The organism is Vreelandella sp. L-15 (genome assembly GCF_056857635.1).
Genome location: NZ_JBSXNN010000091.1, coordinates 18,128 through 29,310, shown reverse-complemented (window position 1 = coordinate 29,310; position 11,183 = coordinate 18,128). Strand labels below are relative to the sequence as shown.

6 protein-coding genes are annotated in these 11,183 nt (G+C 59.3%); 2 read left to right on the top strand and 4 right to left on the bottom strand.

The window, feature by feature from the left end; all coding sequences use genetic code 11:
- Positions 1-2,398: restriction endonuclease (locus AC13CY_RS13525; RefSeq protein ID WP_483052664.1), on the top strand; the 2,398-nt coding region annotated here is incomplete at its 5' end.
- Positions 2,399-2,490: 92 nt separating this feature from the next.
- On the opposite strand, the gene pgi is transcribed toward AC13CY_RS13525, so the two are convergent.
- The 4 genes from pgi to ptsP form a co-directional block, all read right to left on the bottom strand.
- Complete coding sequence (gene pgi, locus AC13CY_RS13520; protein ID WP_044629392.1) at positions 2,491-4,158, bottom strand: glucose-6-phosphate isomerase; 1,668 nt, start codon at positions 4,156-4,158, stop codon at positions 2,491-2,493.
- Between the two features lie 224 nt (positions 4,159-4,382).
- On the bottom strand, positions 4,383-6,122 hold the full coding sequence (locus AC13CY_RS13515) for a PTS fructose-like transporter subunit IIB (RefSeq protein WP_172514363.1): 1,740 nt from the start codon (positions 6,120-6,122) through the stop codon (positions 4,383-4,385).
- Entirely contained in the window at positions 6,119-7,090 is a 972-nt protein-coding gene (pfkB, locus tag AC13CY_RS13510) for a 1-phosphofructokinase (RefSeq protein ID WP_172514364.1), read from the bottom strand. The genes AC13CY_RS13515 and pfkB overlap by 4 nt, the downstream gene beginning before the upstream one ends.
- Positions 7,090-9,960, bottom strand: a complete 2,871-nt coding sequence (gene ptsP, locus AC13CY_RS13505) for a phosphoenolpyruvate--protein phosphotransferase (RefSeq protein ID WP_172514365.1) — start codon at positions 9,958-9,960, stop codon at positions 7,090-7,092. Before ptsP ends, pfkB begins: the two co-directional genes overlap by 1 nt.
- A 237-nt stretch (positions 9,961-10,197) precedes the next feature.
- Between ptsP and cra the strand changes: the two genes are divergently transcribed.
- Complete coding sequence (gene cra, locus AC13CY_RS13500) at positions 10,198-11,172, top strand: catabolite repressor/activator (protein WP_172514366.1); 975 nt, start codon at positions 10,198-10,200, stop codon at positions 11,170-11,172.
- Positions 11,173-11,183 lie beyond the last annotated feature (11 nt).

Here is an 11,183-nt window from a genome sequence, read left to right as displayed (position 1 = left end):
CTCTGGTTGTGAAAGAGCATGCAGGTTAGACTTGGACATGGCGTATCCATCCTCTGTTGGTTGTGATCTTGGTGGTGATCAACCAACAGGATACGCCATCCTTTCAGCCTGCTTCCATACACCAGAAATCACCATAACTCGCGTGCTGGTGATCAATATCGACAGTTTTTCCAAAGATATTGATGATAGCAACGCCACCAAGAAAAAAAGCATCAATAAAATCAACCAGAAAGGCGAAAGAGCCTTCGCGCCGATTGAGTACATTAAAGCGGTCAAACCGATTGTGATTGTCGATGAGCCGCAGAACTTTGAAACGGATATTCGCCGTAAAGCCATACGCAATCTCAACCCGTTATGCACTTTGCGCTATTCGGCCACTCATAAAAACCCCTATAACCTACTGTATAAACTAGACCCGGTGCAGGCCTATGACCTGGGGCTGGTCAAGCAGATTGAAGTGGATGGTGTTGAGTCGGATCAAAGTCAGAATCAGGCGTTTATAGAGCTGGTTGCCATTGAACAAAAGGCCAAATCATTAACCGCCAAGGTGGTGATAGACGTTAATGAAAAAACCGGCGTTAAGCGAAAAAGCGTGAGCCTCAAGGTAGGCGATGACCTCTATAAAAAATCCAAGTACCGTGAAGTCTATGCGGATGGGTTCATTCTTAATGAATTTTTAAGCGATACCGAAATTGAGTTCAATAAAAACGGTGTCCTGCGCCTGAACGAACAGCGGGGCGGCCTAAGTGATGATGTGATGCGCTTTCAGATCGAACGCACCGTGGCCGCGCACTTTGCCAAGCTGAAAAAAGTCAAGGAAAGCGGCATTAAAGTGCTCAGCCTGTTCTTTATTGACAAGGTGGCCAATTACCGCGCTTATGATGATGAAGGCAATGCCGTACCCGGCAAGTTTGCCCAGTGGTTTGAAGAGGCCTTCGAAAAGTACGCCGCCAAGGCGCATTATAAAGATTTGATTCCTTACTCTGCCAGCAAGGTACATAACGGCTACTTCTCAGGCGATAAAAAAGGCAAAGGGGCCGCCGCCAAAAAAATATGGGTGGATAGCACCGAGCGCGGTTCTAAAAAGGATGATGATACTTATACCTTGATCATGCAGGACAAGGAGCGCCTGCTGGATATGCATGAGCCGCTACAGTTTATCTTTAGCCATTCGGCCCTGCGGGAAGGCTGGGATAACCCCAATGTGTTCCAGATCTGCACCCTGAACGAAACCCAGAGCCAGATGAAAAAGCGCCAGGAAATTGGCCGTGGCTTGCGCCTTGCGGTGAACCAACAGGGGGAACGGATACACGACAAAAGCATCAATGTGCTCACGGTGATTCCCAATGAAAGCTACGAGGTGTTTGCCCGCACTCTGCAGCAGGAAATTGAAGACGAAACCGATGTCAGCTTCAAAGGCCGGGTGAAAAATGCCCGCGACAAGGCGCGGGTACAGCGCAAGACGTTAAGTGCTGGTGACGAAGCGCTATTCAAGGCGATCTGGCAGCGCATCAATTATCAGACCCGCTATAGCGTCTCGCTGGACACATCTGAGCTGATTGAAAAATGTGTAGAAGCCTTAACGGATACTCACCAGTACCCCAGGGTGCAAGCCCCCAAGGTGCGTTCCCGCAAAGCCAAGCTGCACATGAATGAGGAAGGTATTCAGGGCGTGGAAACCGCCATTGATGAGAGCAACGCCAGTTACCAAAACGTGCCGGTACCGGATGTTTACGCCTACATTCAAAACCGTGTGCATCTGACGCGCTCCACCTTGTTTGCGATTCTTGACCAGTCCAATCGCTTGGATGAGCTGCTGATCAACCCCCAGGCGTTTCTGGATACCGTGGTTGCTGCGATTAAAACTGAGCTTCAAGCGCTGCTGGTGAAAGGCATTGAGTACCATGAAATCAACGGCAAACGCTACGAGATGACACTGTTTGATGAGCCTGTAGAAACCTACCTGAGCAGCGTCTACCCGCAAACCAGCGATGATGTAACCACCCCCTTGAACAAAACTCTGCTGGAAGCCCAACCGCTGGAGAGCGATACTCAAGACCCTAAGGGCGACGCTTTCAGCTGTGTAATGAGCGACAGCGAGGTAGAAAACACATTTGCCCATGAGTGTTCGCTCGACCCACGCGTCAGGTTCTTCTTCAAGCTGCCGGGCAAGTTCAAAATTGCCACCCCGCTGGGCACCTACAACCCTGATTGGGCAGTAGTGTTTGAAAACGAAGAACGCGTCTACTTTGTTGCAGAAACCAAATCCAGCACGGTCAAAGCCGATCTGCGCCGCAACGAACGCTTGAAGATCGAATGCGGACACAGGCACTTCAACCTTGCCGATGATGTGGTTTTCAAGGAAGTCAGCAGTTTGAGCGGCTTGGTGGCTCAGTAGCGCATATTGGAAGGGCGCTGGATATGTTCAAAAGCCTGACCCAAAAGCGCCCTGGTAGTCTGCCAAGGCGCTGTGCTTACTTACTTTTTATCCTAACGCTTCTTGCGCACCGGTTTTTTATCACTGCTTGCTGGCTCGGCGCTATCGGCTTTGCGTGCGCTGGTGGGAAAGTGGGCACGCACCAGCTCAAGCAGCCCCTGCGTAGAAGCGTCGAAGTCGGCGGCGTTGGCGTCGATGCGCTCGCTGATTTCACCGGCGATGCGCTTGCCTAGCTGTACGCCCCACTGGTCGAACGAGTTGATGTTCCAGATTACGCCCTGAACGAACACCTTGTGCTCGTAGAGCGCAATCAGCGCGCCCAGGTTTTTCGGCGTTAGCTCGTCGAGCAGCAGGGTGCTGGAGGGACGGTTGCCGGGGCAGCTATAGGGGTCGAGCTGGCTAAGCTCTTTGCTGTCGCCTTGGCTGCCTTCCATAAAGGCGTTGGCTTGGGCCAGCATGTTGGTCAGCAGGGCGAAGTGGTGGTCTTCCACGCCCGGTTCCGGCTTGAGCGAGGCGATAAAATCGATGGGCACATAGCGGGTGCCCTGGTGCAGCAGCTGGAAGAAGGCGTGCTGGCCGTTGGAGCCGGTTTGGCCCCACACAATCGGGCCGGTTTTGTAGTTCACCGGGTGGCCGAAAATATCCACCGACTTGCCGTTAGACTCCATATCCAGCTGCTGCAGGAAAGAGGGTAACTGGTTCAGCGCTTGGTCGTAGGGCACGATGGCCTGGGTTTCCGCGCCGATAAAGTTGATGTACCAGATGCCGATCAGCGCCATGAGGACCGGCATGTTTTGAGCGAAAGGTGCTTCGATGAAGTGCCGGTCCATCTCATGGGCGCCTTCCAGCAGCTCGATAAAGCCTTCAAAGCCAATCGAGAGCGCAATGGGTAAGCCGATGGACGACCACATGGAGTAGCGGCCGCCCACCCAGGCCCAAAACTCAAACACGTTCTCTTCGCGAATACCGAACTCCATCGCCGCTTTGCGGTTGGTGGAAGCGGCAATAAAGTGCGCGCCCACGTCGGCGTCTTCGCCAGCGTTCTCCAGGAACCAGCGCCGCGCAGTCTTGGCGTTGAGCAGGGTTTCCTGGGTGGAGAAGGTTTTCGTAGAGACGATAAACAGCGTGGTGGCCGGGTCGAGTCGTGAGAGCACTTTCTGAATATGGGTGCCGTCCACGTTGGAAACAAAGTGGAAGTGCAGCTCCGGGTGGCGATACTTCAACAGCGCACGCACCGCCATGTTGGGGCCCAGGTCCGAGCCACCAATACCGATATTGACCACGTCTTTAATACGCTGGCCGTTATAGCCTTTCCACTCGCCACTACGCACCGCTTCCGAGAACAGCTTGATCTGCTCGCGGGTGCGGGTGATTTCTGGCATCACGTCTTCGCCATCCACATACACCGGCTCATCGCCAAGATGGCGTAGCGCGGTGTGGAGTACCGGGCGGTTCTCGGTCACGTTGATAATGTCGCCAGAAAACATTTGGGCGCGGCGCTGTACCAGGGCGGAATGGTCGGCTAGCTCGATTAGTTTAGCCAGCACTTCATCCGATACCTGATGCTTGGAGTAATCTAGAAAAAGGCCGCCGACGCGGAGGCTCATTTTTTCAAAGCGCTGCGGGTCATTCGTAAAGTAGTCCCGAATGCGGTCATTGGCGGTTTTATCGCGCAGGCGCTCTAGGGCCTGCCAAGTAACGCTGCGAGTGAGTTGAAACATAACGGGCGGTCCTGTTGTTTTTACATCTGTTTTACATCGTTATCGCTAACGGGGCGTGTCCGCCCCCCTGGCGTCGCTGTTATTTATGTAAAAATACTACATATTGCGCGCGTGAGAACAACAGCTAGCGAAAAATGGTTAATAAAACAGCGGGGTGGTGGTCGTTTTGAATGTCTGACTAAAAAACAAAAGGGCGAGATTGCCTCGCCCTTAGTGTGCCGCTTTTAGCTGGCAACGGCTACTTGGGCAGCGCCACGTTTGATAAACGCGTAGCCCAGGCCGGTGATCAAAGAGCCCACCACAATCGCGCCCAGGTAAAGCAGAGCGGGAGTAATGGCGTTAGGAATCAGCAGCACGAAGATGCCGCCATGGGGGGCCATCAGCTTGGCACCCACCAGCATGGAGAGCGCACCCGTGACCGCGCCACCGGCGATACAGGCGGGAATCACGCGCAGCGGGTCTTTCGCCGCGAAGGGAATCGCGCCTTCACTGATAAAGCACAGGCCCAGCACGAACGAGGCTTTACCCGCTTCCCGCTCGGGGGCAGAGAACTTGTTACGCGCCACGAAGCTGGCAATGCCCATACCAATGGCGGGCACCATACCTGCCGCCATGATCGCGGCCATTGGGCCGTAGGTTTCAGAGGCCAACAAGCCGACGCCAAAGGTGTAGGCCGCTTTGTTGACCGGGCCACCCAGGTCGAAGCACATCATGGCGCCGAGCAGAATGCCCAGCAGCACGGCATTGGTCGAGCCCATGGACTCCAGGAAGCTGGTGAGCGCGCTCAGCACGGCAGCCACCGGCTCGCCAATCACGTAGATCATCGTCAGGCCGGTGACCAAGCTGGCAATCAGCGGGATGATCAGAATCGGTTTGAGCGACTCAACGCTGGAGGGCAGTTTCACGTAGCGCGTGACGGCGAGGGCCACGTAGCCCGCTAGGAAACCGGCCAGAATACCGCCGATAAACCCAGAACCAATCTCGGCGGCGAGCATACCGCCAATCATGCCGGGGGCAATACCAGGGCGGTCGGCGATGGAGTAGGCGATGTAACCTGCCAGAACGGGAATCATCAACGCGAAGGCCGTGCCGCCACCAATCTGCATCAGCGCGGCGGCCAGGGTGCCTTCTTCCTGGAACGCTTCGATACCGAACACGAACGAGAGGGCTATTAACAAGCCACCCGCCACCACCATGGGCAGCATAAAGGACACACCGGTTAGCAGGTGTTTATAGACGCCTTTCTCTTTCATGCCTTTTTTGGCGGTGGCGCTGCTGCTGGCGGCGCTGGTGCCATCTTCAACAGCGGCATCGGTGAAGGCAGCCTCCAGGGTCGGGCGCGGCTTTTTCAGCGCGTTGCCGGTAGAGGTGCGATAAACCCGTTTACCTGCAAAGCGTGACGGCTCCACTTCGATGTCGCAGGCCAATACGACCACGTCCGCGTCGGCGATTTCCGCTTCCGTGAGTTTGTTTTGCGCGCCCACCGAGCCTTGGGTTTCCACGCGAATCTGGTGGCCCATGGCCTTACCCGCTTCGGCCAGCGCTTCGGCGGCCATAAAGGTGTGGGCAACACCGGTGGGGCAGGCGGTGACGGCAACGATTTTTTTGCCGCCCGCACTGTTAGTCGGGGCAGCCGCTGTGGCTGCTGGGGCACTGTAGATCGGCGCTTCCCGCTTAGCTTGGCTTAAGAAGGCGCTGGGGTCGGGCAGGGCGCTGGCAATGGGGGCCTGGAATAGCCGCTTGCCTTCAAAACGTTCCGGAGCGGGTACGTGGTCGGCGGCCACGACGATCAAATCGGCGTTAGCAATCTGCTCGGCGCTGGCGGCTTGCAGTGGCGCAATCTCACCGTGCATCTCTACATGAACGTTCCAGCCCAGCCGCGTGGCGGCTTGCTCTAGGCGCTTGGCGGCCAGGAACGTGGTCGCCATGCCGCTGGGGCAGGCGGTAATCAGGATTAGGTTCATCGCGTGGCTCCCTCGGTGTGGGTGTCGTCAAGACGCCGTACCCGGGTCTGTTGTTGGAGTGAGTCAAAATCATCGGCGTGGGAAGTGCCTACGCCAACATGGCGTACCGCTTCGGCAGAAAGCGCCGTGGCGAAACGAAGCGTATCGACGGGTGTATGCTGGCTCAGCAGTCCATGCAGCATGCCCGCCACAAAGGTGTCGCCCGCGCAAACGGTATTGGTGGCAGTGACGGTCGGTGGCGTGGATTGCCAAATGCCGTGCTGGCTCACCCATAAAACGCCTTCAGCACCCGCTGAAATCAGCGCGTGTTCGATGCCGCTGGCGTGCAGCCGCTCGGCGGCGGCTTGGCGCTGCTGTTCGGTATCGAGCGCGCTTCCTGCCCAGTCGGCCAGCTCGGTTTCGTTGGGTTTTACGGCGGCAGGCTGCGCGGCAATCGCCGTGAGCAGTGCCGGGCCGCTGGTATCCACCCACAGCGGCACTCCGAAACCTTTCAGGAAGGCAAGCAGCTCGCCAAACGCGGGTTGGTCAATGCCGGGAGGCAGGCTGCCTGCGACCACCACAGCCTCAGGCGGCGCGCTACTTTCAAACAGGCCGCTTAACGTGGTGCGTAAAGCCTCCAGATGGGCGGCTTCGATGGGCATGCCGGGGCCGTTGATGTCGGTCACCCGACCGCTCTGCTCGGCGAGTTTGGCGTTGATGCGCGTGTTGCCCGGCACCCGCACAAAGGCATCTTTCACGCCGTAACGGGGAAAGGCGAGGCTGAACGGGGCGTCGTTCTCTTCGCCCAAAAAGCCGCTGACGACCACCTCATGGCCAAGGCTGGCCAGTACTCGGGCGACGTTCACCCCTTTACCTGCGGCTTCCAGCTGCGCGCTAGTGGGGCGGTTGACGTGTCCCAGCGTCAGCGCATCCAGGTTGAAGGCGAGATCCAGCGCTGGGTTGAGCGTAATACAGACAACTCTTGCCATCAGCTGGCCTCCAGGGCGTCGCGGACTTCATCGCTAGTGGCTTTGCTCAGCGCTAACTGGGCGCTGGCCTGGGCTTGGGCAAGATCAAACTCGCGCAGGCGGGCTTTGACCAGCGGGATTTGGCGTGCGCTGACGGAGAGTTCATCGACACCTAAGCCCACCAGAACCGGTACGGCCATGGCATCAGAAGCCAGCTCGCCGCAAACACCGACCCATTTGCCGTGAGCGTGGGCGGCCTCAACGGTCATTTGGATCAACCGCAGTACCGCTGGGTGCAGGCCATCGGCTTGAGCGGATAGCTCTGGGTGGCCGCGATCAATCGCGAGGGTGTACTGGGTTAAGTCGTTGGTACCGACTGAGAAGAAGTCGACCTCGGCGGCCAGCGTCGGTGCTAGCAGAGCGCTGGAAGGGACTTCGATCATCACGCCAAGCTGTACATCGGTAGCGCGCTGCTGCGGGGAGATCTCGTTGAGCAGGCGGTCGTAAATCGCCTTCGCCGCGCGGAACTCGGCCACGTCTTTGACCATCGGCAGCATAATGCGTAGCGGTTTACCGACGGCGGCCATCAGCAGCGCGCGAATCTGGGTTTCCAACACTTCTGGTTGGGTCAGCGCTAAGCGAATACCGCGCAGGCCGAGGAAGGGGTTGTCTTCCTGGGGCACCGGCCAGTAGGGCAGCGGCTTGTCGCCGCCGACGTCCAGGGTGCGGGCGACGAGCGGGCGGCCGTCGAGGGCATCGGTGGCTTCACGGTACTCGGCGATTTGCGTGGCGAGATCCGGCGCGCTGGAGTAGGCCATAAACAGGAACTCGGTGCGCAAAAGGCCGACCCCTTCCGCGCCGCGCTCTACCGCATCGGCGGCGTGGGCGGTGTTGCCCAGGTTGGCAGCAACCTCAACCCGGTGGCCGTCGCGGGTTTGCGCCTGCTCGAAGCGTAGCTCCCAGGCGTCCGCTTCACGCTGCTGCTGGTCGAGCAGCTGCTGCTCGGCGCGGCGCAGGCGCTCCTCGGAAGGCTGCGAGGTCACGCGGCCGCGCTCGCCATCCAGAATCATCATGCTGCCGTTGTGTAGCGCCATGACCGCTTCACCGGCGCCTACGACGGCAGGAATGCCCAGCGCACGGGCCAAAATCGCGCTGTGGGCGGTGGCGCCGCCGCGCACGGTCAGCAGGCCACGCACGCGGGAGGTATCCAGGCGGGCCACATCGGAGGGGCCGATATCGTCCATCACCAAAATATAGGGGTGGTCGGGTGGCTCGGGCAGGCTGACGTCGCAAAGCACGCCGAGCACGCGGCGGCCGACATCGCGCAGGTCGGCGGCGCGTTCGGCCAGCAGCCGGTCGGCCAGCATCTCTTGGGCGTGGGCGGCGGTGTCGATAGCTTCCCACCAGCCCGCTTCCGCCGAGCGGCTTTCGCGGATGGCGTCAATCGCCGCCTGGTGCAGTTCGGGGTCGTCGAGCATCTCTTCATGCATGGAGAGAATGTCGGCGACTTCGCCGCCGGGCGCTTTGTGTACCAGCGCCTGAAGCTGGGCAGCCCCTTCTTTCAGCGCTGCCTCCAGGCGGGCGATCTCGTCGTCGGGCTGATTGGCGTGCTCAGGATAGTCGAACTGCATCGGACGAATGACGAACACCGGCGCAATCGCCAAGCCTGGCGAGGCTGCTACACCGGTGTGCGGCGTGTCAGCGGCCAGCGGCTCAACGGCGGGCTTGCTGGCGTTGGCGGCGGGCGTGGCATCACGGCCCCCGTCGAACGGCGTGACTTTTTCACCCAAGCCCTCTTCGACAGCGGCGGCAATGGCATCTAGCGCGGCGCTTGCCTGTTCGCCCTCGGCAGAGAAGATCAGCCATTGGCCACGGCGTGCACCCAGGCCAATCACTTTGGTCAAGCTGGCAGCAGATACCGTGGTGGCGCTGCCCTCTTCCAGGCGTACGTTGATGGGCATGGGCTGGGCACGAGCGATCTGTACCAGCTGTTTGGCCGGGCGGGCGTGCAGGCCGTGGGGGTTCAGAACGCGCACGCGGCGGGTTTGGGTGCTGGCGGTTTCACCGGCCAGCGCTGCCAGCAGTTGGGCGCTATTTTTGCCCACAAAGCTGTCGCTTTCGCCGTTCTCTAGTACCGCCATCAACTGTTCGAGCAGCGGCCGGTGGGCATCGCCGCTGGCGGCCAAGCAGAACAGCGCATGAACCGGATGACCGCTATGCTCTAGCGTGGTGTCGGCGGGGGTGGCTACGCCCAGCGCCGGCTGGTTCACCCCTTGGGCGTGGCTTGAAAGCCATAGGCCTTTGCCCAACCACTGGGGCTGGGCGCTCGCCACGGCACTAATAAAACCGTTATCCACGCAGCCGCTTTGACGCAGCCGCGCTGCCGCCGCCAGGGCCAGCTCCTGCGGGTCGCGGGCGGGAAAGTTAACACATAGCGTATCGGCATCCAGACGCGGCGCTAATGACGGCTTCGAGAGCAGGCGCGCAACATCGGCGGCGGAGCTGGCGCGGGCTAATTCGGTTGCTACGCCGTCGCGGTCGAGAACGTGGGTAAGCTGGCGCAGAATATCTAGGTGCTCGTCGTTTTGTGCCGCAATGGTGACCAGCACATGTACGGTGTGGCCGTCGTGCCACTGCACCCCTTTAGGGAACTGCAGCACCCGTACGCCGGTACGTTTGACGTGATGGCGGCTTTCTGGAGTGCCGTGGGGAATGGCAATGGCGTTGCCTAGGTACGTTGAGGACTGCGCTTCGCGGGCGTGGAGGCCATCGCGATACTCGGCCGCAACCAAGCCAGCCTCTGCCAGAGCGTTGGCGGCGCTGTCGAGCGCAGCTTGCCAGTTGTCCGCGTGGCGGTCGAGCAAGATGTCATCGGGGCCGAGTGTCAACATAGGGGTCTCCTGTAAACGCGGTCAGGCAACGGCAACGTCTGCGATTGGCGGCGAAAGTGCGCGCATAAAACGTTAGTCGTAGATCGTTAAGGTTAGCTGGATGAATCGTGTCACCTGTGGTTAGTTGGCTATGCTGAATCGATTCACTTTTTGGCACAAGGGTTGTTTCTTTAGACTTTTGTCTGAAGAGGGTAAAACGGCTGCTAAACTGCCGTCTTCATTTAGGGAGAAACCAGCATGACACTTGCCGATATTGCCCGGCTCGCCGGGGTTTCGCGCACCACGGCAAGCTATGTAATCAACGGCCAGGCTGAACAGCGGCGCATTAGTTCAGCTACCATCGATAAAGTGATGGCTGTGGTGCGTCAGCACCGCTATCACATTGACCCCCAGGCAGCCGCGCTGCGCCGGGGCGCTAGCCGGTTGATCGGTTTGATCGTGCCGGATTTGGAAAACATCAGCTACGCGCGCCTCGCCAAACGCCTGGAACGCGGTGCTCGCGAGCGCGGCTACCAGCTGTTGGTGGTGAGTTCCGATGACTGCGCGGATAGTGAGCGCACGCTGGCCTTGGCGCTGCGTGCCCAGCGCTGTGAGGTGCTGATTACCGCCAGCTGCCTGCCGGAAAACGACACCTTTTATACGGATTTGGCCGACGAAGGCTGGAGCGTCGTTGGGATGGACCGTGGCCTGACACCCGAGCGCTTTGCTAGCGTGGTGAGCAATGACCAAGAAGCCGCTTATGCGCTGACGCGCTCGGTGATGGATGGCTCAACACGGCGCATTGCCTGGTTGGATGCCATGCCCGAACTCTCGGTGAGTCGTGAGCGGCGTGCGGGCTTTTTTGCCGCGCTGGAAGGGACGGGGGTTGAAGCCGTTACCTTTAGTGGTGGGCGCTACGAGCGGGATGTGGGCGTTGAACTGGCGCAACAGCTCTTTGCTGCAGGCGAGGTAGATGCGCTGGTCACGGCCTCCTACGCGCTCATGGAAGGTGTGTTTGATGAGCTGCTTGCCCAGGGGGGGCTGCCGGAGACGCTGCGGTTAGCCACGTTTGGTGACCACCGCCTGCTAGATTTTCTGCCGCAGCCGGTCAATTCGGCACTGCAAGATTACGACCGCATCGCCGAGCTGACGCTGCAGTGCGCGCTCGGCGCGATGAACGGAAGCTACCAATGCGGGCAGCAGGTGGTCGCGCGCCACCTGCGTACCCGCTGAGCGCAAGGCGC